Source organism: Rhodopseudomonas sp. P2A-2r (assembly GCF_026015985.1).
Lineage (GTDB): Bacteria > Pseudomonadota > Alphaproteobacteria > Rhizobiales > Xanthobacteraceae > Tardiphaga.
Window position 1 is genome coordinate 1,592,599 of the sequence record NZ_CP110389.1, and the last position, 22,194, is coordinate 1,614,792.

At 64.4% G+C, this 22,194-nt stretch carries 20 protein-coding genes and 1 pseudogene; 11 read left to right on the forward strand and 10 right to left on the reverse strand.

Annotated elements, in window-relative coordinates; all coding sequences use genetic code 11:
- Nucleotides 1–84 precede the first annotated feature (84 nt).
- From ONR75_RS07555 to ONR75_RS07575, 5 genes are read right to left on the reverse strand one after another with little or no spacing between them, the layout of a single operon-like run.
- Complete coding sequence (locus ONR75_RS07555) at nt 85–852, reverse strand: ABC transporter permease (protein WP_265082056.1); 768 nt, start codon at nt 850–852, stop codon at nt 85–87.
- A complete protein-coding gene (locus ONR75_RS07560; protein WP_265082057.1) occupies nt 849–1,613 on the reverse strand; it encodes an ABC transporter permease in 765 nt (254 codons plus the stop codon). The genes ONR75_RS07555 and ONR75_RS07560 overlap by 4 nt, the downstream gene beginning before the upstream one ends.
- The gene (locus ONR75_RS07565; RefSeq protein ID WP_265083581.1) at nt 1,610–2,410 is read right to left on the reverse strand and encodes an ABC transporter ATP-binding protein; all 801 of its coding nucleotides are present in this window, start codon (nt 2,408–2,410) and stop codon (nt 1,610–1,612) included. The genes ONR75_RS07560 and ONR75_RS07565 overlap by 4 nt, the downstream gene beginning before the upstream one ends.
- Nucleotides 2,411–2,419: 9 nt before the next feature.
- A complete protein-coding gene (locus ONR75_RS07570) occupies nt 2,420–3,118 on the reverse strand; it encodes a GntR family transcriptional regulator (RefSeq protein ID WP_265082058.1) in 699 nt (232 codons plus the stop codon).
- Nucleotides 3,119–3,126: 8 nt separating this feature from the next.
- Entirely contained in the window at nt 3,127–4,017 is an 891-nt protein-coding gene (locus tag ONR75_RS07575) for an ABC transporter substrate-binding protein (protein ID WP_320109741.1), read from the reverse strand.
- 137 nt (nt 4,018–4,154) lie between these two features.
- On the opposite strand from ONR75_RS07575, the gene ONR75_RS07580 reads away from it, so the two are divergent.
- Together ONR75_RS07580 and ONR75_RS07585 are read left to right on the forward strand one after the other, a co-directional pair.
- Entirely contained in the window at nt 4,155–5,141 is a 987-nt protein-coding gene (locus tag ONR75_RS07580; protein ID WP_265082060.1) for a fumarylacetoacetate hydrolase family protein, read from the forward strand.
- Nucleotides 5,142–5,324: 183 nt separating this feature from the next.
- Entirely contained in the window at nt 5,325–6,101 is a 777-nt protein-coding gene (locus ONR75_RS07585; RefSeq protein WP_265082061.1) for a cyclase family protein, read from the forward strand.
- A gap of 17 nt (nt 6,102–6,118) precedes the next feature.
- On the opposite strand, the gene ONR75_RS07590 is transcribed toward ONR75_RS07585, so the two are convergent.
- Nucleotides 6,119–6,955 carry a hypothetical protein gene (locus ONR75_RS07590; protein WP_265082062.1) on the reverse strand — a complete coding sequence of 279 codons (837 nt, stop codon included), beginning with the start codon at nt 6,953–6,955 and terminating at the stop codon, nt 6,119–6,121.
- A 250-nt stretch (nt 6,956–7,205) separates the two neighbouring features.
- Between ONR75_RS07590 and ONR75_RS07595 the strand changes: the two genes are divergently transcribed.
- Nucleotides 7,206–8,198: a L,D-transpeptidase family protein gene (locus ONR75_RS07595; RefSeq protein WP_265082063.1), complete on the forward strand. Its 993-nt coding sequence runs from the start codon at nt 7,206–7,208 to the stop codon at nt 8,196–8,198.
- Nucleotides 8,199–8,225: 27 nt separating this feature from the next.
- Here the strand turns inward: ONR75_RS07595 and ONR75_RS07600 are convergent, their stop codons facing one another.
- The gene (locus ONR75_RS07600) at nt 8,226–9,482 is read right to left on the reverse strand and encodes an NAD(P)/FAD-dependent oxidoreductase (RefSeq protein ID WP_265082064.1); all 1,257 of its coding nucleotides are present in this window, start codon (nt 9,480–9,482) and stop codon (nt 8,226–8,228) included.
- 121 nt (nt 9,483–9,603) lie between these two features.
- Entirely contained in the window at nt 9,604–10,650 is a 1,047-nt protein-coding gene (gene hemE / locus ONR75_RS07605; protein WP_265082065.1) for a uroporphyrinogen decarboxylase, read from the reverse strand.
- Between the two features lie 205 nt (nt 10,651–10,855).
- Here hemE and hemF point away from each other — a divergent pair, with 205 nt between their 5' ends.
- Both hemF and ONR75_RS07615 read left to right on the forward strand, forming a co-directional pair.
- A complete protein-coding gene (gene hemF / locus ONR75_RS07610; RefSeq protein ID WP_265082066.1) occupies nt 10,856–11,746 on the forward strand; it encodes an oxygen-dependent coproporphyrinogen oxidase in 891 nt (296 codons plus the stop codon).
- The gene (locus tag ONR75_RS07615) at nt 11,743–12,249 is read left to right on the forward strand and encodes a TspO/MBR family protein (protein WP_265082067.1); all 507 of its coding nucleotides are present in this window, start codon (nt 11,743–11,745) and stop codon (nt 12,247–12,249) included. The genes hemF and ONR75_RS07615 overlap by 4 nt, the downstream gene beginning before the upstream one ends.
- Before the next feature lie 17 nt (nt 12,250–12,266).
- On the opposite strand, the gene ONR75_RS07620 is transcribed toward ONR75_RS07615, so the two are convergent.
- Entirely contained in the window at nt 12,267–12,941 is a 675-nt protein-coding gene (locus tag ONR75_RS07620) for a heme oxygenase (biliverdin-producing) (RefSeq protein WP_265082068.1), read from the reverse strand.
- A 109-nt stretch (nt 12,942–13,050) separates the two neighbouring features.
- The gene (locus ONR75_RS07625) at nt 13,051–14,022 is read right to left on the reverse strand and encodes a LysR family transcriptional regulator (protein WP_265082069.1); all 972 of its coding nucleotides are present in this window, start codon (nt 14,020–14,022) and stop codon (nt 13,051–13,053) included.
- 156 nt (nt 14,023–14,178) lie between these two features.
- Between ONR75_RS07625 and ONR75_RS07630 the strand changes: the two genes are divergently transcribed.
- The 6 genes and pseudogenes from ONR75_RS07630 (at nt 14,179) to ONR75_RS07655 (ending at nt 22,185) form a co-directional block, all read left to right on the forward strand.
- On the forward strand, nt 14,179–15,186 hold the full coding sequence (locus ONR75_RS07630; RefSeq protein ID WP_265082070.1) for a class 1 fructose-bisphosphatase: 1,008 nt from the start codon (nt 14,179–14,181) through the stop codon (nt 15,184–15,186).
- Nucleotides 15,187–15,591: 405 nt separating this feature from the next.
- A complete protein-coding gene (locus ONR75_RS07635; RefSeq protein ID WP_413776448.1) occupies nt 15,592–16,629 on the forward strand; it encodes a class 1 fructose-bisphosphatase in 1,038 nt (345 codons plus the stop codon).
- Nucleotides 16,630–16,643: 14 nt separating this feature from the next.
- A complete protein-coding gene (locus ONR75_RS07640; RefSeq protein WP_265082071.1) occupies nt 16,644–17,519 on the forward strand; it encodes a phosphoribulokinase in 876 nt (291 codons plus the stop codon).
- Nucleotides 17,516–19,552: a transketolase gene (gene tkt, locus ONR75_RS07645; RefSeq protein WP_265082072.1), complete on the forward strand. Its 2,037-nt coding sequence runs from the start codon at nt 17,516–17,518 to the stop codon at nt 19,550–19,552. The genes ONR75_RS07640 and tkt overlap by 4 nt, the downstream gene beginning before the upstream one ends.
- A 33-nt stretch (nt 19,553–19,585) precedes the next feature.
- Nucleotides 19,586–20,671, forward strand: a complete 1,086-nt coding sequence (gene fba, locus ONR75_RS07650; RefSeq protein ID WP_265082073.1) for a class II fructose-bisphosphate aldolase — start codon at nt 19,586–19,588, stop codon at nt 20,669–20,671.
- A gap of 51 nt (nt 20,672–20,722) precedes the next feature.
- Nucleotides 20,723–22,185, forward strand: a pseudogene (locus ONR75_RS07655) (form I ribulose bisphosphate carboxylase large subunit).
- The last annotated feature ends 9 nt before the right edge of the window (nt 22,186–22,194 follow it).

The window sequence follows — 22,194 nt, forward strand, 5'->3', positions numbered from 1 at the left end:
GCCGCGCACTCCGCCGTCGTCCTTCGAGGGGCACCGAAGAGGCGCCCACCTCAGGATGACGGCTCACTTGCTTGCGTGCTGACTTCAATGCCCGCTGGTGCGCCAGCGCAGCAGCCGTCGCTCGGCGACCGACATCGCGAGCGCCGTGACGTAGCCGATGATGCCGAGCAGGATCACGCCGGCGAATAGGTCCGCCGAACGAAACGACCGTGCCGACAGCAGCACCCAGTGGCCGAGGCCGTCGAGGCCGGCGAGGATTTCGCAGACCACCGAAAGGATCAATGCCACCGTGAGGCTCAGCCGCATGCCGGACAGGATGTCGGGACTTGCCGAGGGCAAAGCGATCTTGAAGATCACCGCCAGCCGCGACATGTGCAGGGACCGCGCCACCTCGTAGAGCCGTGGCTCCACCGCAGCAAAGCCGTGTACGGTGGCCAGTAGCATCGGCCAGATCGCGCCGAACGCGATCACGAACAGTGCCATGCCCTGGGTCAGCCCGAACAGCGCGATGGCCACCGGGATGATCGCCGACACCGGCAGTGGCCGCAGGAATTCCAGCGACGGCGCCACATAACTGCGCATTGTCTTCGATGAGCCGATCATGGCGCCGAGCGCCACGCCGACGATGGAGGCGGCGAGCCAGCCATAGGCCATGTGCTCCAGTGTCCCGAGCGTCTTCGCCAGCAGGTCGCCTGACGTGAAGCCACGCACCAGCGAAGCCCAGGCGCGGTCCGGCCCCGGCAGGAACACCGGCGACACCAGCTTGAGATTGGCGACCAGCTGCCACAGCGCGACGAAGCCGGCAGCGACCATGAAGCTCGCGATGCGCCAACCCAGCAGAGCGACGTTCATGCCGTCTCTCCTGCCAGCGCGGCCGGGCCGAACAGATGGCGCTGCGCCACCACCAAAGCGGTGTTGAGCGCATAGCCGATCAGGCCGATCCACAGCAGATAGGCCAGCATCAGGTCGGGCCGCAGCGCCTGCTGGGCGATCATGATGCCAGCGCCGAGGCCGATAGGGTTGATGGCGATCTCGACCGTCACCGCCACGATCAGCGCGATGCCCGCCGCGAGTCGGAACGCGAGGAAGATCCGCGGCAGCGCCGCGGGAATGATGATCTTGCTGATACGGTCGCCGGGCGACAGCCGTAGCACCCGCGACACTTCGATCAGCCGCGGCTCGATGCTGCCCACCGCGGCGCGGCTGAGGATCAGCATTGGCCAGACGCAGGCGAAGGCGACCACCACGATCTCCATGCGATAGCCGAAGCCGAGCGCGATCAGCGCGATAGGGAGCAGCGCGATGGACGGGATCGGCCGCAGCGATTCGATGGTCACTTCCATCAGCCGGTCGAAGGGCTGAAACAGGCCAAGGGCGATGCCGAAGGCGAGGCCAACGCCGCTGCCGATCAGCAGGCCGGCCACGGCCGAGGCCAGCGTGTCGCGGGTGGCGACCAGCAGCGAACCGTCGCCGAACGCTTCAACGAGTGCAATCGCCACGGCGCTGGGCGGCGCCAGGGCGTCGCTCTGGATCTGTGACATGCGTGCGCCAATTTCCAGCGCGACCAGAAGCGCCACCGGGAGCAACGCCGCTTTCAAGCGCTCGCGACTCATGCTTCGGAAGCCTTGATGAAGTCGAACAATTCTCGGCGCAGCCGCAGGAACTCAGGATCTTCCCGGGTGGTCAACTGGTCGCGCGGGCGTGGCAGATCGATCTTCAGTTCGATTCCGATGCGGCCGGGATGCGGCAGCAGGCCGATGACGCGGTCGCCGAGATAGATGGCTTCTTCCAGATCGTGGGTGACGAAGATGACAGTGGCATTGCTGGCTTTGACCAGCGCCAGGACCTCGTCCTGCAGGCCCTGTCGCGTCATGGCGTCGAGCGCGCCAAAAGGCTCGTCCATCATCAGCGCCTTGGGCTCTTGCGCCAGACAGCGCGCGATCTGCAGCCTCTGCTGCATGCCGCCGGACATTTCCGCCGGATATTTTGCGGCATGGTTGGGCAGGCCGACCTTGTTCAGCAATTCGTCGATACGGGCCGCACGTTGTGCCGCGGGCACACCGATGGTTTCCAGTGCCAGCGAGACATTGCCGGCGGCGGTGCGCCACGGCAGCAGCGCCTTGCCATAGTCCTGAAACACGATGGCAACGTCGCGCCGCGGCGCGCGCATCGGCTTGCCGTCGAAGCTCACGTCGCCGGACGTCGGCTGATACAGCCCGGAGGCAAGCCGCAGCGCGGTAGTCTTGCCGCAGCCCGAGGCGCCGATGATGCAGAGGAATTCGCCGGGTTTCACATCGAGCGAGAGATTCTCGATGATGGTCTTGCCGCCGAGATCGAGCGTGACCCGTTCGAAGGCGATCAGCGGCTTTTCGGGCAGCACCGATGTGACGTCGCGGCGGAGGGCGGACATGTTCACCAATCAATCTCCCTGGCCGGGCGGATAGACATAATCCAGTGTCGAATGCAGATGCGACGCGAGTGTCGCCTGGGATGCGCCGACGTCGCGGGCGAGAATACGGTCGGCCAGCAACTGGTGCGCGGCGACGAATCGCTCACCGCTGTCGAAACCACGCATCATCACCCGGCGATAGCGATAGGCCTGATCGTAGAGTTCGGAATGCGCCGTCAGCAGCCGTTTCGAACCGCAGGCAGCCAGCAGGGCGGTGTGAAAGCCCTTGTGCAGTTTGTCGAAATCCGCGGCGCCCTCGCGAAACGCATCGCCGATCCGTTCGATATGTTTGCGCATCTGGTATAACGCTCCGACAATGCCTGCCTCCCAGGCGTCGTCGCCAAGCTGGATCGCCAGCCGCAGCGCCTCCATTTCCACCACGGTGCGCATCCGGGTGATGTCGGCGAGGTCGTCGCGGCTGATGTCGGCGACGCGAAAACCGCGCTGGCCGATGCCGACGATCAGGCCGCGCGATACCAGCCGCGACAGGCCTTCGCGCATTGGCGTTGCGCCGATCTCATAGCGTTGGGCCAGATCGGTGATGCCGAGCCGCGCGCCGGGCGCCAGATGCCCGGCGATGATGTCGTGCTCCACCAGGCTCGCGGCACGCTCGCTCAGCGTGTCCTGGGTGGACACCTCTGCCGGGTTGCCGCGCGCCTGGTTGGTCATGGGGATATCTACTTCAGGATCAGTTTGTTGAGGTCGAGCTTGCTCTGCAGCATCTTCTGCGATGCCATGATGTCGATCCACCACGCCAGCTGCTCGGCCTTCAGCGCCGGATCCGACTTGTTGGGCGGCGACGCCTTCACCAGCTCGATCGCCTGCTTGGTGAACTTCGAGATCGAGGCGGAGGCCTTGTCGCGGTCGTTATTGACGATCACCGCGGCTTCGGCGATCGCGTCGCGGAATTTCTTGACGGTTGCGGGATTCTTCTCCGCCCATTCGCGCGATGCGGCGTAGAAAATGATCGGCTCGGTGCGGTTGAGTTCTTGCGCGTAGCGCGCGCCAACGCTGCCGAGGTTGGCATTCAGCATGCGGGTGACGAACGGTTCGGCGGTTAGCACCGCATCCACGCCGCCGGACTTGATGATATCCGGCATGGTCGGGAACGTGACCTCGACGAAGTTGACGCTCTTGGGATCGACGCCCTTTTCCACCAGCCACTTGACGAACAGCACGTGCAGGAAGGCGCCAAGCCCGGGCGCGCCGACCTTCTTGCCGACGAAATCCTTGGGATCCTTGATGGTGATGCCGTTGCGCACGAAGGCGGTGATGTTGGCGTTGGAGATCGGGTTCATCACCGACGCGCCGGCCACCGCGACGAGGTCCAGCCCGCCGTCGGCGGCCTGCAGGAACACTGTGGAGGTCGGGCCGCCGATCTGGATCGATCCGGACAGGATCGCGGCGGGAATGTTGGAATTGATCCCGATCAGGATCATCTCGGCGTCGAGGCCGTGCTTCTTGAAGATGCCCTCATCGACCGCGACCATCGCCGAAGCGCAGTCCGTTGTTGCAGTGCAACCGATCTGAAGCTTGGTCTGCGCAAAAGCAGGCGCGGCAAAGGACATTGCGGCGCAGACGAACACTGTTGTGAGCTTTTTCACTCTTTCCTCCCCTGATGGCGATATTTTGGATCGCCCCTTGTTTATCGATATTTTTTTGATCATATATTTTATCGAAGAACAAAAGCAAGTGGGAGATGTCCTTGAAACTCGCGACATATCGTTCCGGCGGCCAGGAAAAGGTCGGCGTGGTCCATCAGCACGATCAGAAACTATTCGATGTGGCTGCCGCCGCCAGCCGCAACGGCGGCGCCAATCCGGCCTTCGCCTCGATGCTGGCGCTGATCGACGCCGGTGAGTCTGCACTGGATTCGGCGCGCAACCTATTCGACAAACATGCCGGCGACGCATCGCTGTCGGTCGATGTGGCCGGCGCCGAGATCCTCGCGCCGGTACCGGAGCCGCGGCAGTGCCGTGACGGCATGTCTTTCCCGATTCATATTCTGGGCGCCCCGAAGGGCCAGCGTCGCCTGGCGGCCCGTGCCGCCAACGACATGGAAGAACTGGCGCGCATTGATGCCGAACCGCCCGGTGAATTGCCGGACGTCTACAAGAAAATTCCGATCTACTACATCACCAACCGTTTTTCGGTGCGCGGCACCAACACCACCGTGAAATGGCCCCGCTATAGCAAAGTGATGGATTACGAACTGGAGTTCGGCATCATCACCAAGAACAAGGGTGCCAACATCAGCGCGGCCAAGGCGAAGGATCACATCTTCGGCTATACCATCTTCAACGATTTCTCGGCGCGCGACGCCCAGCGCCTGGAAATGGAAGGCAGACTCGGCCCCTCCAAGGGCAAGAGTTTCGACGGCGGCAACGTGATGGGGCCGTGGATCGTCACTCCCGACGAGATCGGCGATCCCTACAAGCTCAAGATGGAATGCCGCGTCAACGGCAAGGTGCGCTCGACCGGCGTCACCGATGGCATGCTGTTCTCCTTCGAGGAACTGATCGCGCATATCAGCCAGGACGAGACCCTGATGCCCGGCGAGTTCATCGGCTCCGGCACCGTCGGCAACGGCTGCGGTCTCGAACTCGGCTGGTATCTCGAGGATAATGACGAGATCGAACTCGAGGTCGAGAAGATCGGCGTGCTGAAGAACAAGGTGGTGCGGCAGAGCTAACGCGAAGTCTTGTGTTCCGGACGCGGTGCGGCGCGACGTGCCGCTCCGCAAATCCGGACCCACAAGCCGCTAACACAAGTATGGGTCCCGGGTCTGCGGCGCACCACCATCGCTGGGCGATGGCGCTGCACCGCGCCCGGGACACGAAGCCAAAAATTTGAAAAGCAAAAGGGAAGAACCTCCATGGCCCGACGCCTCATCGATATCTCCGTGCCCTTGCAGAACGACGTGCCCGCCGATCCGCCGGGCAATGGTCCCGCGATCGAATACATCGATCACCAGCAGGGCCTGCCGCGCATGCTGCAGTTCTTCGACGGGCTGAAGAAGGAAGACCTGCCGGACGGCGAGGGCTGGGCCGTGGAAATGGTCAAGCTCTCGACCCATAACGGCACCCATCTCGATGCGCCCTGGCATTTTCATCCGACGATGAATCGCGGCGAACGCTCCTGGACTATCGACGAAGTGCCGCTGGAATGGTGCCTGCAGCCTGGCGTCAAGCTCGACTTCCGGCATTTCCCCGACGGCTACGTCGCCAATGCGGCCGATGTCGAGGCCGAGCTGAAGCGCATCGGCCACACGCTGAAGCCGCTGGAAATCGTGGTGGTCAATACCTCGGCCGGCGCCAAATACGGACAGCAGGACTACGTCACCTCCGGCTGCGGCATGGGCTACGAAGCCACCATGTATCTGCTGGAGCGCGGCGTGCGCCTGACCGGTATCGACGGCTGGAGCTGGGACGCACCTTTCGTCCACACTGCCAAGAAATACGCTGAGACCCACGATGCCAGCCTGATCTGGGAAGGTCACAAGGCCGGCCGTCACATCGGCTATTGCCACATCGAGAAGCTGCACAATCTCGAGGAGCTGCCGTCCACGGGCTTCACCGTGTCGTGCTTCCCGGTGAAGATCGAGAAGGCATCGGCGGGCTGGACCCGGGCGGTGGCGATCATCGATAGCTAGGACGCATCGGGCGCCGCTCAGTTCTTGACCGCATAGAGCGGCGTCCGCAGCGTCAGCTGGTAGGCCGGCTTCGGCACCCAGGATATTTCAGCCGTGAGGCCGAACAATCGGTTGTCATCGTCATCCAGCCGCTCGAGATCGAAGCGGGCGATCGGCTGGGTGAACGGCTGGAACGGCGTCAGCGCCAGGATCTGCGCCCCGCCGAAGGATTGCACGCCGAACCGGCCGGACAGTTTCCAGTTGCTCGGCCACTGATAGTAGCCGCCGAGATAGCCGATGATCGACGGCTTGATCCGGGCAAGATCGCTGTCGACGGCGACGCTGACATAGCGCACGCCGGCCAGCAGTCCCCGGGTCTCGTCGGGGTCGAGCGCATAGTCGAAATCGACGATGCTGGTGAGGGTGGTGGTCGCCAGCACGCTGGATGCGATCGACCGCGACAGCGTCGATTGCAGCGTGACGGTCGGAATCGATCCGCCGTTCTGCTGGATGACGTCGGCCTGAAAGCCGATGTTCCAGCTGTCCGCGGTCAGCCACGTCCATGACGTCGCGTCGGTGCGCGTGGTGCTGGAGCTGACGCCGCCATAGACCGAGACGCGGTCGTTGAGATCCAGCGTGATCGGCGCGTTCACCGAGACCGTCTGGCTCGCTGGTGACGACAGCGCCGGCAATGCCGTGAAATTCCTGAAGCCGATGCCGAGCGCTCCGGAGGGCAGGGTGGTATAGTAGGTCTGGAGGTCGAGATAGATATTGGGCACTGCCCGGGGTGGCTTTGCGGCGCCGTCCTCGTCGTCGCTGCTGTCCTTGCCCAGTGCCGGACCGGCCAGCGACAACGATCCGAACAGGAGCAGCACAGCCGCGGATCGCGCTCCGGCGTGACGATGCCGTCGAAATGCCTGCTGGCCCGCGCGCCGAACAATCACCCCAGCCCCCAATCCTGACAGCAGCAATGCGGGAGAGATTAATCCGGGACATTCTTGGGTGACAACCGGAGATCCGCCAGCAGCGGCAGAGGCGGACGTCGATAGACGACGCATGGAACCCGGGGCCCCCGGGATGCTTGTCAGTTGCGCGGCTTGAGCCGCGCGGCAACGGCAGGGCACCATGCGACAATGGATCATCATTCTCGGACTGGCAGCCTTCGCACCGTTGCCGGCTGTGGCGGCCGAATTGAATGCCGATACCATCAACGCCGCGAACTTTGCCGGCAAGTTTCCGGTGGAAGAAAAGATCAGCCCGCTCGCGATCAAGGTGCAGGTCTTGCTCGACCGCGCACATTTCTCGCCGGGCGAGATCGACGGCCGCTTCGGCGACAATGTGGAAAAGGCGCTGCAGGCCTTCACCGAGGCCAACGGTATGACTGCCGGCAAGGTGCTGACGCCGGAGATCTGGACCCGCCTGCAGCAGGTCGCGACCGATCCCGTTATGGCGGACTACGTCCTCACCGACCGGGATGTGAACGGACCATATCTCGAAAAGTTGCCGGTCAAGATGGAGGACATGAAGGAGCTGAAGCGGCTGGGCTATACCAGCGCGAAGGAAGCGCTCGGCGAGCGCTTCCACATGAGCCAGGAACTGCTGGCCGAACTCAATCCGAAGCAGAAGTTCGACCGCGCCGGCGACAGGATCGTCATCGTCAACCTGCCGCCTGATAAAGCGAAGGAAAAAGTGACGCGCATCGAGGTCGACAAGGTCAGGCAGACGGTGAAGGCTTTCGGCAAGGATGGTGCGTTGCTTGCATTCTACCCGGCCAGCGTCGGGAGCGAGGAAAAACCCACGCCGACAGGAATGTTGAAAGTGGTGTCAGTGGATGCCAATCCGACCTATCGCTACGATCCGAAGTACAAATTCAAAGGCGTGGAGTCCACCAAGCCGTTCACCATCCGGTCGGGCCCCAACAATCCGGTCGGCAGCATGTGGATAGGTCTGTCACAGCAGAGCTATGGCATCCACGGCACCGGCGATCCCTCACGCGTCAGCAAGAGCGACTCCCACGGCTGCGTCCGTCTTACCAACTGGGACGTCGAACGCCTCGGTGCCATGGTGAAGAAGGGCGTCGAGGTGAGCTTCGTCGACGGCAAGCAGGCGGCAAAATAGCTCCGCCATCGGCCTGTCGCTGGGGCATCACAGGTAGCGGCCGGGCGAGAACGCGCTGACGTCGAAGGGCGGCGGCGCGCCGGCGATCATCGCCGCGATGGCGACGCCTGTGCCGGGCCCTGTCGAGAGACCGATATGCTGGTGACCGATCGACAGCCAGAGGCCGGAATGCCGTGGTGCGGCTCCGATCATCGGCAGGCTGTCGGGCAAAGTCGGGCGTGCCCCGCGCCAGGGTTCGTCGACCGCCTCGCCGAATTCGGCGACGCCGCGCGCCAGCGGCACCACGGTATCGAGCTGAGCGAACGACGATGGCGCATCCCGCTCGGTCAGCTCGACGCCGGTGGTGACGCGGACGCCTTGCTCCATCGGCGTCATGATGAAACTGTGTTCGAGGTCGTGGATGGGGCGAAACAGGGGACGCGCGGCATTCGGCCTGAAATGTTGATGGTAGCCGCGCTCGAACGCCATGGGTACCCGATAGCCGAGCGGCCGCAACAGGTCGGCGGACCACGGCCCCAGCGCCACCACGATGTGACGCGCGGTGAGCGCGCCGTTTGGCAGCATCACGCGCCAGCCGTCGCCGTCCGGCACGACGGCCTGAATGTCGGATTGACGCATCTGGCCGCCCGATCCCGCAAACATCCGCGCGTAAGACCTCACCAGTTCTGCGGGTGAATCGACGGATGCCGTATCGGTGTGCAGAAGTGCAGTCTTGTAGACCGGCAGGATATTCGGCTCGAGCGCCGAAATGCCCTGGCGATCGAGAATTTCGCTGCCGATCCCGTATTCGGCGAGGAACGCCTGCTCGGCCTTTGCTGCCTCCACGGCGTCGCTTCGCCATGCCTTCAGCCAGCCGGTCTCGCGGATGCGGTGTGCCGCATTCGCAGTGACGATCCACTCCCTGTGCAGCTTGAGTGATGCCGTGATCAGGCCGTGCAGGGCATCCGCCCGCGGTTTGGTGCGCGAAGGAGTTGCATTGGCGAGAAAACGGGCGAGCCATGGCGCATTGCGCGCAGACCACGCCGGGTCCCAGCGCAGCGCCGGGTCGCGATTCAACAGGTATTTCGGCAGCGCTTTCCAGAGCGCCGGCTTGTTGATGGGCAGGATCGACCCGCTGCTGAGAACCCCGGAATTGCCGTAGGACGTCTCGGAGCCCGGCTCGCGCCGGTCAATCAGCATGACCGACAGTCCGCGCTGCAACGCTGCATAGGCCGCAGATACGCCGACGATGCCGGCGCCCAACACGATGACATCCGCGTGGCTGTTTGTAACGTTGTCCGACATCGCCGCTATTCTCCAAGACTCGGTACGCATGTCCGGCCGTGATCGACCGGCAACAGGGGGGCCTCGACATCTATCCAGTCCCTGCCGAGAATTGGGAAGGCAACTAACGTGCCCGTTTGGCTCAGCCGCGATAATCCCGCACGCGCTTGACCATCTGCTCGACATGGGCGATCGGCGTTTCCGGCTGGATGCCGTGGCCGAGGTTGAAAATCAGGCGGCCCGCCGCGTAATTCGCCAGCACGTCGTCAACGGCGCGGTCGAGTGCGCCGCCGCCAGCGATCAGCACCAGCGGGTCGAGATTGCCCTGTACCGCAACCTTGCTTTGCACCCGCTCGCGGATGAAGGCCGGCTCGGCGGCCCAGTCGATGCTGACGCCGTCGATGCCGGTGGTCGCCACATAGTTCGGCAACTGCGCGCCGGCGCCGCGCGGAAAACCGATGATCTTCGCGCCCGGCACTTTGGCGCGCACGCCATCGACGATGCGTTTGGTCGGCTCCACCGACCAGCGCTGGAATTCGCGCGGCGGCAACACGCCGGCCCAAGTGTCGAAGATCTGCAGCACGTCGGCGCCGGCCTGCAACTGGCGCAGCAGATATTCGATCGAGTTCTCGACGATGGTGTCGATGATGGCGGCAAAGGCGTCGGGATGGCGATAGGCCATCATCCGCGCCGGTGCCTGGTCGGGCGTGCCCTGACCGGCCACCATGTAGGTCGCCACCGTCCACGGCGCGCCGCAAAAGCCGATCAGCGCAATCCTGGAATCGAGTTCAACGCGCACCCGGCGCAGCGCCTCGAATACCGGCTCCAACTTGCTGAAGTCGGCCTCGCGCGCCAGCGTGGTGACCTTGTCCGGCGTGTCGAGTGGATCGAGCCGCGGGCCTTCGCCAACCTCGAAGCGCACGGCGCGACCGAGCGCATGGGGGATGACCAGAATGTCGGAGAAGATGATCGCGGCGTCGAAGCCGAAGCGCCGGATCGGCTGCAGCGTGACCTCGGCGGCGAAATCCGGATTGAAGCACAGGTCGAGGAAGCCGCCCGCCTTAGCGCGGACCTCGCGATATTCCGGCAGATAGCGACCGGCTTGTCGCATCATCCACAGCGGCGGCACGGCCTGACGCTGGCCGGCGAGGACGTCGAGAAACGGCTTGTTGGTGAGGGACTGGTTCAAGCGGGGCTTCCGTGGTTGATCGCGAAGTGCGCGTGTTGCTCTGATACACTGCTGCCGGACCGTTGGCGAGATCCGCAAGCGCGGCAATCCGAAGGCTATCGGCATGGCAAACCTTTGTTTTATCTCAAAAATCCGATAAAGCCTTGCGTTATGGCGTGGCGGCGAGCCCGGCCGGCCTGTACCGAACCAACTGGCGATGACCGACATGACCCTTGATTCAGAAAACTCCGGCGTCGCCGAACAACGACGCGCCCGAGCAAAAGTCTGGTTTGAATCCCTGCGCGACCGGATCTGCGCCGAGGTCGAAGCGCTGGAGCGCGAGGCGCCGCCGGAACTGTTTTCGGGCGCGCCTGCCACCTTCACCTACAAGCCCTGGACGCGGGCGACCGGGACCGGCGGCGGGACGGGCGGTTTCCTCAGCGGCGGGCGGCTGTTCGAGAAGATCGGCATCCACACCTCGTCGGCCAATGGCAGGCTGTCGCCGGAGATGGCCCAGAAGCTCCCCGGTGAAGGTACGCAGCTGGACTATGTCTCCACCAGCATCAGCCTGATCATGCATCCGCGCAGCCCGCGGGTGCCGACCGTGCACATGAACACGCGTTTCCTCTCCACCGCACAGAGCTGGTTTGGCGGCGGCGCGGATCTCACGCCCATGCTGCCGGAGCAGCGGCGCGACGATGCGCTCGACGCGCAGACCTTCCACGCTGCGATGCGGCGGGCCTGCGATGCCCACGACCCCGCTTACTACGAGAAGTTTAAGGCGTGGGCGGATACGTACTTCTTCCTGCCGCATCGCGGTCAGGCACGGGGTGTCGGCGGAATCTTTTACGATCATCTCAACACCGGCGATTTCGACAAGGATTTTGCCTTCACGCGCGATGTCGGCGACGCCTTTCTGGATGTCTATCCAAGGATCGTGCGCGCCCGCATGCTGGAACCATGGACCGACGCCGAGCGCGAACAGCAGCTTGCCTGCCGCGGCCTCTATGTCGAATTCAACCTGCTGTATGACAAGGGCACCATGTTCGGCCTGCAAACCGGCGGCAATATCGAGACCATCCTGAGTTCGATGCCGCCTCTGGTGAGCTGGTCATGAGCGATCGCGGTCCCGCCCCGGAACGACGCAGTGTCTGGAAACCGGCGCTGGTCGCCACGGTTGTTGCCGTCATGGTTATAACGATTGGTGGCCTGCTGACCGATGTCGGCCCTTGGTATCAAAATCTCCGCAAGCCATCGTGGCAGCCGCCGAACTGGCTGTTCGGTCCAACGTGGACGACGATATTCGTGCTGGCGGTCATCTCGGCGACATTGGCCTGGCGCAACGCGACCGATGCCGCGACGCAGCGCCAGGTGATCGTCCTGTTCGTGCTCAACGCATGTCTGAACGTGCTGTGGAGCGCGCTGTTCTTTGCCCTGCGGCGGCCGGACTGGGCCTTGTGGGAGGTCGGATTCCTGTGGCTGTCCATTGTGCTGCCGATGATCGTGACATGGCGCCTGTCGCGGGTGGCAGGCCTCTGCCTGCTGCCGTATCTCCTGTGGGTTTCCTTCGCTGCGTTCCTGAACTTCACCGTGGTTCGTCTCAACGCGCCGTTTGGCTGATACGGACCCGGCAGCTATCAAGCCGTCGGGGCTGACGGCGGGCGCGCCAGCTTGACCGCGCAGGACAGTTCGATGTTGAGCGTGAATGCAGCCGCGCCTTCGTCGACGATCCGTTGCGGGCTGTCAGCCAGGCTGCCAGCGCGGTCGATGGCGTTGCGGTAGTCGCTCTTCAGCCCGTCGAGGTCCGGATAGGCCGGGAAGTCGTAGAACGACAGTTCGGGCGGCTGCAGACCCGGCGATGCGGCAAGGAGTCGCTTGAGAATCTGGCCGCCGCTGAGATCGCCGAGGTAGCGCGTATAGGCGTGCGCGATCAGCCTAGCCCCGTCGCCTTCGGCGCAGGCGGCGATGCGCTCCGCATAGGCCTTGCCTTCCGGTAGCAGCGGGACAGTGGAGAAGTCGCCATGGCAAAGCGCGTTGAGATCGGCTTCGAGCGCGGTCGCGCGGTCCAGTCCATAGGCCGCGAGTTCGCCGAGAGCCGCCTTGTCGCGGTGCCGTTCAAGGCCGCTTTCCAGAGCCCGGTAGGCCGGCAGCAGATTGCGCTGCAGCAGGATGTAGTCCGAGCGGCTGGCCTGTCCGCGCAACAGTTCGCGAATGATGCCAGATCGTTCGGCCTCGGCATGCAGGGTTTTGGTGCTGAAATAGAGCGCGTTCACCACGCTTGATATATCGCTTGCGGTCGTCGTTCCCGTCATGGCGTCTCCCGGGGCGTCGCATTGTCCACGCCGTCACTTGGTTGTCGCGTCACCATATAGATATCGTCGCAGGACGCCACGGCGGTTGCCGCTCGCGGCGCCTCGACCTCTAGGGTCGTGGGTCGCCGCCGACCGTCGCCCGGGTCAGCCGTAGCCGGTTGTGGGTGCGCGGCAGGAATTGCGCACCGCTGGCGCCGAGGAAGTCGCGCATCGCCAGCGCCGGCGGCAGCAGCACCTTGTCCTTGCGGTTGACCACAAACCATTGCCGGATCACCGGCAGGCCGGTCACGTCCAGCGCCACCAGCCGGCGTTCGTCGAGTTCGGTGGCTACCGTATGCGCCGAGATGAAGGCGATGCCGAGTCCGGCGATGACGGCCTGCTTGATGGTCTCGTTGCTGCTCATCTCCATGCCGAGCGGCGGACGGATGCGGGCGGATTCGAACAGCTGTTCCATCAGGCCGCGGGTGCCGGAGCCGGGTTCGCGGGTCAGGAACGTCTCGCTGGCGAGATCGCTCGGCGCGAGCTGCGCCTTGCGCGCCAGCCGGTGCTTGGTCGGCGCGATGATGACATGGGGATGATCGCCGATCAGGTGCACGTCCATCTCGATGTCCACCGGCGGGCGGCCCATGATCGCGATGTCGAGATCGTAGCCGCGCAAGGCCGCGCCGATCTCCTTGCGATTGCCGATGGTCAGGGTGATCTCGACCTTCGGATGCAGCTTCTGGAACCCGGAGATCGCGAACGGAACGAAGTATTTTGCGGTCGAGACCGCGCCGACGGAAATCCGTCCGGCGGTGACGCCGGCCATCATCTCCAGCGATGTGGCACAGGCAGCCATCGCCGCCTCGATACGCTCGGCCAGCGCCAGCACCTCACGGCCGGCATCGGTCAGAAGCATGCCGTCGCTGCTGCGCTGGATCAGCGGCAGCCCGGCCAGCGCCTGCAGGTTGCGCAGCTGCAGCGTCACCGCCGGCTGCGTCAGGTGCAGTCTGCCCGCTGCAGCGGTGATGCTGCCGCTGGCGGCGACGGCGGCCAGCGCGCGCAGCTGCCGGATCGAGATGTCGCGAAAGCGCTCCGTCATTATAACGTTTTCTTCTGTACATGAGCGGAAGTCGCAAATTCACTTATTTCGACGCGGCGGTCAATATCTGTGGGCAACCGGCGCGACAGCCCCAGGCCGCGCCTATGCAGCAGCCGCTGCGTGCCAAAAGAGGCACGATGCATTCGGGAGACCAAGATGATCGATGAGACGACGCTGCTTCGGCACACCAGCGCCTATGCCGGGCAGGATTCGCTGCGTCTCGCAGTGGCCGCTGCGGTGGACGCGTTTGCGGCTGCCTCGATCGAGATCTCCGAACTGATCGGCCGCGGTCCGCTGGCCGGGATCACCGGGCAGGCGCATGGCGCCATCAACGCCGACGGCGACGTTCAGAAGGACCTCGACGTCCGCGCCGACCAGATCATTCGCCGTGCGCTCGCCGCGGTGCCCTGCGCGGCGTTGGCCTCGGAAGAGGCCGAAGCGCCGGAACCGGGCGACGTGTCGGCGCCGATTTCGATCGCCTATGACCCGCTCGATGGTTCGTCGAACATTGAGACCAACATGACCGTCGGCACGATCTTTTCGATCATGCCGGCATCATCGGGCGATGCACCGTTCTCTGCAAAAGGCAGCGCCCAACTCGCCGCCGGCTTCGTGGTCTATGGCCCGCAGACATCCATGGTGCTGACGCTTGGCGACGGCGTCGATATCTTTACGCTCGATCGCGCCAAGCGCTCCTACAGGCTGATCCGGCGGCGCGTGCAGATTCCGGTCGAGCGCGCCGAATTCGCCATCAATGCCTCGAACCACCGTCACTGGGAACAGCCGGTGCGCGATTTCGTCGAGGAATGCCTGGCCGGCACCGACGGGCCGCGCAGCAAGAACTTCAACATGCGCTGGATCGCGTCGCTGGTGGCGGAGGCCTATCGCATCCTGATCCGCGGCGGTGTGTTCCTGTATCCGTCCGACGCGCGCGACGGTTACGCCGACGGCCGGTTGCGGCTGCTGTACGAGGCGCATCCCATGGCCTTCATCATGGAACAGGCCGGTGGTGGCGCCACCACAGGCCGCGAGCGCATTCTCGACCTCGCGCCCTCGGCAATCCACCAGCGTGTGCCGCTGATCATGGGCTCGATCGACAAGGTGCAGCGCATCCAGCAACTGCATCTCGATCCCGCGCCGCGCTGCAGCCAGTCCGGTGTCTGAGAGAGTCCGGGCGACCGAGTGACGCAGAATTGCCCGCTCAGGTCCGTTGCCGAGCTGGCGCGCAGACACCTTCCAGGTGACACCCGCCTGCGCGCAACACTAGTCGCAATCCTGTAGTAGTAGAGTTGAGCCCTGCATTGAGGGCGTTGCGCGCCGTCGTGACCGCTTCGCGGCACGCTGCAGGTGGATGCCGACGTCGGTGAAGCCGCAACGGTGGCGATTTCGGCTTCCCTGTGTTTGCCCCATTCCAGGTCGGTTGCGCACCCTCGCAGTCCATAAGAAATACTTTGACCAGATCAAAGATAACGAAATTTCCCTAATTTAACGGATTGCGCTGTTGTGCGTCTCGACGGTCGATTGATCGCGCAGGGATGACGCCCCGCAGAGGGCAGACAGGGAACGATCATGGACTCGCGCATGACCTTGCGTTGCTATCTCGCGGATGCGGTCTTGCGCATGCCGGACGGTGCCGCGGTGGCGACGGTGATCGCAGCGATTGCTGGCTCCGCCGTCGACCTAGCCGCGCTGATTGCCGACGGGCCGCTTGCCGGCATCACCGGCGCAGATGGCGATGTCAATTCGGACGGCGATCGGCAGAAGGACATCGATCTTGCCGCCGACCAAATGATGCGCCGCGCGCTGCGGGCCTGTCCGGTCGCCGCCGTATTGTCCGAGGAGCTGGCGATGCCGGAACTGCTCGATGCCGACGCGCCGCTGTGCGTCGCGATCGATCCGCTCGACGGCTCCGCCAATCTCGCCAACAACATTTCGGTCGGCACCATCTTCTCGATCCGCCGCCGCGGCAACGATGTGCTCTCGACCTTCTTCGAGCCCGGCACAGCGCAATGTGCCGCCGGTTTCGTGGTCTATGGGCCGCAGACGACGCTGGTCCTGGCGCTCGATGGCCGCGTCGACATCTTCATTATCGACCGCCGCACCCAGCAATTCGTCCTGATCCAGCGCGATGCGCGGATCGCGCCCGACACGCCGGAATTCGCCATCAATGCCTCCAACCGTCGGCACTGGCACGGTCCGGTGCGCGCCTATATCGACGAATGTCTCGCGGGTACCACCGGCGATCGCGGCACGGATTTCAACATGCGCTGGATCGGTTCGCTGGTCGCGGAGTCCCTCCGCATCCTGACGCGCGGCGGAGTGTTCCTCTATCCGGCCGATGCGCGCCCGGGCTATCGCGAGGGCCGGCTGCGGCTGCTCTACGAAGCCCATCCGATGGCACTGGTGATGGAATGGGCCGGAGGTGCCGCGACCACAGGACGCCGGCGGATTCTCGAACTCGCAGCAAAGTCGCCGCATCAGCGGGTGCCGTTGATCATGGGCTCGACGCGCGGCGTGCGCGACGTCGTTGCCATCCACGAGGGCATCGAGCCGATGTTCGACAATAGCGACGCACCGCTGTTCGCGCGGCGTGGCCTGTTTCGCTGAGCGGGAACGATCACATGTCACGCAGCTATCCGATCATTTCGATCACCGGCTCGTCCGGCGCCGGCACAACCTCGGTGAAGAAGACGTTCGAGAACATCTTTCGTCGCGAACGCGTCAGCGCGGCGTATATCGAGGGCGACGCCTTCCATCGCTACAACCGCGCCGAGATGCGCAGCAAGATTTTCGAGGAAGGCGAGCGGGGCAACAAGCATTTCAGCCACTTCAGCCCCGAGACCAACCTGTTCGAGGAACTGGAGAAGGTGTTCCGCGACTATGGCGAGTCCGGCACCGGCACCACGCGGCATTACGTCCATGATGATGACGAAGCGAAGCTCTATGGCGCGGCCCCCGGCACCTTCACCGACTGGGGACCGCTGCCGGAAGGCTCGGATCTGCTGTTCTACGAGGGGCTGCATGGCGCCGTGGTGACCGACAAGGTCAACATCGCTCAGCATGCCGACCTCAAGATCGGCGTCGTGCCGGTGATCAATCTGGAATGGATCCAGAAGCTGCACCGCGACCGCGGCGATCGCGGCTACACCCAGGAGGCGGTGACCGACACCATCCTGCGCCGGATGCCGGACTACGTGAACTACATCTGTCCGCAATTCGCCGAGACCGACATCAACTTCCAGCGCGTGCCGACCGTCGACACCTCGAACCCCTTCATCGCGCGCTGGATCCCGACGCCCGACGAATCGATGGTGGTGATCCGGCTGAAGAATCCGCGCGGCATCGATTTTCCCTATCTGCTGTCGATGATCCCCAACAGCTTCATGTCGCGCGCCAATTCGATCGTGATCCACGGCGCCAAGCTCGATCTGGCGATGCAGCTCATCCTAACCCCGCTGATCCTCCAATTGATGGAACGCAAGAGGCGCACGGTATGAATATCCAGACTCCGGCTCCCCAGATCGATCAGGCGAGCGTCCCGCATGCGGACATGGCCAATGCGATCCGTTTTCTCGCCATCGATGCGGTGGAGAAGGCCAGGTCGGGCCACCCCGGCATGCCGATGGGCATGGCTGATGTCGCCACCGTTCTGTTCTCGCACTTCCTCAAATTCGATGCCGCCGATCCCTCGTGGCCCGACCGCGATCGCTTCGTGCTGTCGGCCGGACACGGCTCGATGCTGCTCTATGCGCTGTTGCACCTGACCGGCTCGGCGGAGATGACGCGCGACGAGCTCAAGTCGTTCCGGCAGGCCGGCTCGAAGACGCCCGGCCATCCCGAATACGGCCACACCGCCGGCGTCGAGACCACCACAGGTCCGCTCGGTCAGGGCATCGCCACCGCGGTCGGCATGGCGCTGGCCGAACGCCTGATGAATGCCCGCTTCGGCGACGATCTCGTCGACCACTACACTTATGTGATCGCCGGCGACGGCTGCCTGATGGAAGGCCTCAGCCAAGAGGCGATTTCGCTGGCCGGGCATCTGCGCCTCGCCCGCCTGATCGTGCTGTTCGACGACAACCAGATCTCGATCGACGGAGCGACCTCGCTGACGTGCTCGGACGACCAGCTGGCGCGTTTCGCGGCCTCGGGTTGGTCGGCCTGTCGCGTCGACGGCCATGATCCCGAGGCAGTCGCCGCGGCGATCGCAGGGGCGCGCGACAGCGACCGGCCATCTCTGATCGCCTGCCGAACCGTGATCGGCTTCGGTTCGCCGAACCGGCAGGGCAGCGAGAAGGCGCATGGCGCGCCGCTGGGTGCCGAGGAAATCGCGGCGACGCGCGCGGCGCTGAACTGGCCCCATGCGCCGTTTCAGGTTCCCGATGCGTTGGCGCGGCAATGGCGCGCGATCGGCACGCGCGGGCAGGCGGCTCATGCCGAATGGACCGGCCGCGTCGCACGTGTCGATGGCGCCGTGCGGAACCGGCTGCAGGCCGCGTTGAATGGCGCGCTGTCCGCCGACTATGACGCCGCGATGATGACCCTGCGCACGCAATTCGCGCAGCAGCAGCCGAAGATCGCAACACGGCAGGCGTCGCAGATGGTGATCGACGTTGTTGCCGCGGCGTTGCCGAACCTGCTCGGCGGCTCGGCCGACCTCACCCACTCCAACCTGACCCGCGCCAAGGCACAGACGCCAGTCCAGCACGATGCCCTCGATGGCAGCTATGTGCATTACGGCGTGCGCGAGCATGCCATGGCGACGGCCATGAACGGCGTCGCGCTGCATGGCGGCTTCATTCCCTACGGCGGCACCTTCCTGTGCTTTGCCGACTACAGCCGCCCCGCGATCCGGCTGGCGGCACTGATGGGCATCCGCGTCATTCACGTGATGACCCATGATTCGATCGGCCTCGGCGAGGATGGACCGACCCACCAGCCGGTCGAGCATCTGGCGAGCCTGCGCGCAATTCCGAACCTGCTGGTCTTCCGCCCAGGCGATGCCGTCGAGACCGCCGAGGCTTGGGACTGCGCGTTGCGGACGCCGCATGCGCCGTCAGTACTGTGCCTGTCGCGGCAGGCGCTGCCGGTGTTCCGCGATGCCGTTGACGCCACCAACATGGTGGCGCGTGGCGCCTATGTGGTCGTCGAGCCGGACGGCGGTCGCGACGTCACTTTGATCGCAACCGGCTCCGAGGTGTCGATCGCACTGGCCGCGGCAAGACTGCTGGCGGAAGACGACATCCGCGCCGCGGTTGTGTCGGCGCCCTGTTTCGATCTGTTCCGGCTGCAGCCCGCCGACTATCGCGCGGAGGTGCTGGGCCGCGCGCCGCGCGTCGGCGTCGAAGCCGCGATCGAGGGCGACTGGGCGCGTTGGCTCGGTGACTCCGGCGAATTCGTCGGGATGACCGGCTTCGGCGCATCGGCGCCAGCCGACGAACTCTATCGCGCCTTCGGCATCACCGCCGAGGCGGTGGCAACGGCGGCGATGCGGGGTATCGCCCGCGCGCGCCTCGTCGCCGCCGAGTGAATTTCGGAAATCGCAGAACGCAACGGAGGACCCATGGCACGCATTACATTGAGGCAATTGCTCGATCACGCCGCCGAACACGGATATGGCGTGCCAGCCTTCAACATCAACAACATGGAGCAGGGGCTGGCGATCATGGAGGCCGCCGCGGCGGTCGACGCGCCGGTCATCATCCAGGCCTCGCGCGGTGCGCGCTCCTACGCCAACGACATCATGCTGGCCCGGATGATCGATGCGCTGGAGGAGATCTACCCGCAGATCCCGCTGTGCCTGCATCAGGACCACGGCAACGAGGAATCCACCTGCGCTACCGCCATCAAACATGGCTTCACCTCGGTGATGATGGACGGTTCGCTGAAGGCCGACGCCAAGACGGCGGCGGACTATGACTACAACGTGGACATCACCCGCCGCGTGGTGGAGGTGGCGCATTGGATCGGTGCTTCGGTCGAGGGCGAACTCGGCGTGCTCGGCTCGCTGGAGCACGGTGGCGGTGAGCAGGAGGATGGCCATGGCGTCGAGGGCAAGGTCAGTCACGATCAACTGCTGACCGATCCCGACCAGGCCGTCGACTTCGTCCGCGCCACCAAGGTCGATGCGCTGGCGATCGCCATGGGCACCTCGCACGGCGCCTACAAGTTCTCGCGAAAACCCGACGGCGATATTCTGGCGATGAATGTGGTCGAGGAAATCCACCGCCGGCTGCCCGATACCCATCTGGTGATGCACGGCTCGTCCTCGGTGCCGCAGCCGCTGCAGGACATGTTCAACGCATTCGGCGGCGAGATGCCTCAGACCTGGGGCGTTCCGGTTGATGAGATCATCCGCGGTATCAGGCATGGCGTGCGCAAGGTCAATATCGATACCGATTGCCGCCTGGCGATGACCGCGGTCTTCCGCAAGGTCGCCACCTCGAACAGGAGCGAGTTCGATCCGCGCAAATTCCTGAAACCGGCGATGGACGCGATGCGCGACCTGTGCCGCGAGCGTTTCGAACAGTTCGGCACCGCCGGCCACGCCGCGAAGATCAGGGTGATCCCGCTGGCCGAAATGGCCAAGCGCTATCGCAGCGGCGCGCTCGACCCCAAGACCGGCGCCATCGCGCAAGCCGCCGCGTGAACAGAAATTCTTCCATCCGGTAACGCCCGGTCCCACAACAAGGAGGCCACCATGAACGAGCACGCTTCGATCACCATCCGCGGCAAGGATCGCTACGTATCCGGTGTCATGGAATACAAGAAGATGGGCTACTGGGAGCCCGACTACACGCCCAAGGACACCGACATCATCGCGCTGTTTCGCGTCACGCCGCAGGACGGCGTCGATCCAATCGAGGCCTGTGCCGCAGTGGCCGGCGAATCCTCCACGGCGACCTGGACGGTGGTGTGGACCGACCGTCTCACGGCCGCTGAAAAATACCGCGCGAAATGCTACCGCGTCGATCCGGTGCCGAACTCACCGGGACAATACTTTGCCTACATCGCCTACGACCTCGACCTGTTCGAGTCCGGCTCGATCGCTAATCTGACGGCGTCGATCATCGGCAACGTGTTCGGCTTCAAGCCGCTCAAGGCCTTGCGCCTTGAGGATATGCGCCTGCCGATCGCCTATGTGAAAACCTTTCAGGGGCCGGCCACCGGCATCGTGGTTGAGCGCGAGCGGCTCGACAAGTTCGGGCGCCCCCTGCTTGGCGCCACGGTGAAGCCGAAGCTCGGCCTGTCCGGTCGCAATTACGGCCGCGTGGTCTATGAAGCGCTGAAGGGCGGCCTCGACTTCTGCAAGGACGACGAGAACATCAATTCGCAGCCGTTCATGCACTGGCGCGACCGCTTCCTGTATTGCATGGAGGCGGTCAACCGCGCGCAGGCGGCGACCGGCGAGGTCAAGGGTACCTACCTCAACGTCACCGCCGCAACCATGGAGGACATGTACGAGCGCGCCGAACTCGCCAAGGAACTGGGCTCGGTGATCGTCATGATCGATCTGGTGATCGGCTACACCGCCATCCAGTCCATGGCCAAATGGGCGCGCCGCAACGACATGATCCTGCATTTGCACAGGGCAGGCCACTCGACCTATACGCGGCAGCGCAGTCATGGCGTCTCGTTCCGCGTCATCGCCAAATGGATGCGGCTGGCCGGCGTCGATCACATCCATGCCGGCACTGTGGTCGGCAAGCTGGAGGAGATCCGGCGACGACGCGTGGCTATTACGACATCTGCCGCGAAGACCATAACCGCATGCAGCTCGAGCACGGCGTGTTCTTCGATCAGGACTGGGCGAGCCTCAACAAGCTGATGCCGGTGGCGTCCGGCGGCATCCATGCCGGGCAGATGCATCAGCTGCTCGATCATCTCGGCGAGGACGTGGTGTTGCAGTTCGGCGGCGGCACCATCGGCCATCCGCAGGGCATCCAGGCCGGTGCAACCGCCAACCGCGTTGCGCTGGAAGCGATGATTCTCGCCCGCAACGAGGGCCGCGACTATCTGCACGAGGGGCCCGAAATTCTCGCCAAGGCGGCGCAGACCTGCACGCCGCTGAAGCAGGCTCTGGAGGTGTGGAAGAACGTCACCTTCAACTACGAATCCACCGACACGCCCGACTTCGTCCCCACCGCCAGCGTTTCCGCATAAGGAGGCCAT

Coding starts and splice junctions, on each gene's coding strand:
- ONR75_RS07555 (WP_265082056.1), bottom strand. CDS start 852: ATGAACGTCGCTCTGCTGGGTTGGCGCATCGCGAGCTTCATGGTCGCT.
- ONR75_RS07560 (WP_265082057.1), bottom strand. CDS start 1,613: ATGAGTCGCGAGCGCTTGAAAGCGGCGTTGCTCCCGGTGGCGCTTCTG.
- ONR75_RS07565 (WP_265083581.1), bottom strand. CDS start 2,410: ATGTCCGCCCTCCGCCGCGACGTCACATCGGTGCTGCCCGAAAAGCCG.
- ONR75_RS07570 (WP_265082058.1), bottom strand. CDS start 3,118: ATGACCAACCAGGCGCGCGGCAACCCGGCAGAGGTGTCCACCCAGGAC.
- ONR75_RS07575 (WP_320109741.1), bottom strand. CDS start 4,017: ATGTCCTTTGCCGCGCCTGCTTTTGCGCAGACCAAGCTTCAGATCGGT.
- ONR75_RS07585 (WP_265082061.1), top strand. CDS start 5,325: ATGGCCCGACGCCTCATCGATATCTCCGTGCCCTTGCAGAACGACGTG.
- ONR75_RS07595 (WP_265082063.1), top strand. CDS start 7,206: ATGCGACAATGGATCATCATTCTCGGACTGGCAGCCTTCGCACCGTTG.
- ONR75_RS07600 (WP_265082064.1), bottom strand. CDS start 9,482: ATGTCGGACAACGTTACAAACAGCCACGCGGATGTCATCGTGTTGGGC.
- hemF (WP_265082066.1), top strand. CDS start 10,856: ATGACCCTTGATTCAGAAAACTCCGGCGTCGCCGAACAACGACGCGCC.
- ONR75_RS07615 (WP_265082067.1), top strand. CDS start 11,743: ATGAGCGATCGCGGTCCCGCCCCGGAACGACGCAGTGTCTGGAAACCG.
- ONR75_RS07620 (WP_265082068.1), bottom strand. CDS start 12,941: ATGACGGGAACGACGACCGCAAGCGATATATCAAGCGTGGTGAACGCG.
- ONR75_RS07625 (WP_265082069.1), bottom strand. CDS start 14,022: ATGACGGAGCGCTTTCGCGACATCTCGATCCGGCAGCTGCGCGCGCTG.
- ONR75_RS07630 (WP_265082070.1), top strand. CDS start 14,179: ATGATCGATGAGACGACGCTGCTTCGGCACACCAGCGCCTATGCCGGG.
- ONR75_RS07635 (WP_413776448.1), top strand. CDS start 15,592: ATGGACTCGCGCATGACCTTGCGTTGCTATCTCGCGGATGCGGTCTTG.
- ONR75_RS07640 (WP_265082071.1), top strand. CDS start 16,644: ATGTCACGCAGCTATCCGATCATTTCGATCACCGGCTCGTCCGGCGCC.
- tkt (WP_265082072.1), top strand. CDS start 17,516: ATGAATATCCAGACTCCGGCTCCCCAGATCGATCAGGCGAGCGTCCCG.
- fba (WP_265082073.1), top strand. CDS start 19,586: ATGGCACGCATTACATTGAGGCAATTGCTCGATCACGCCGCCGAACAC.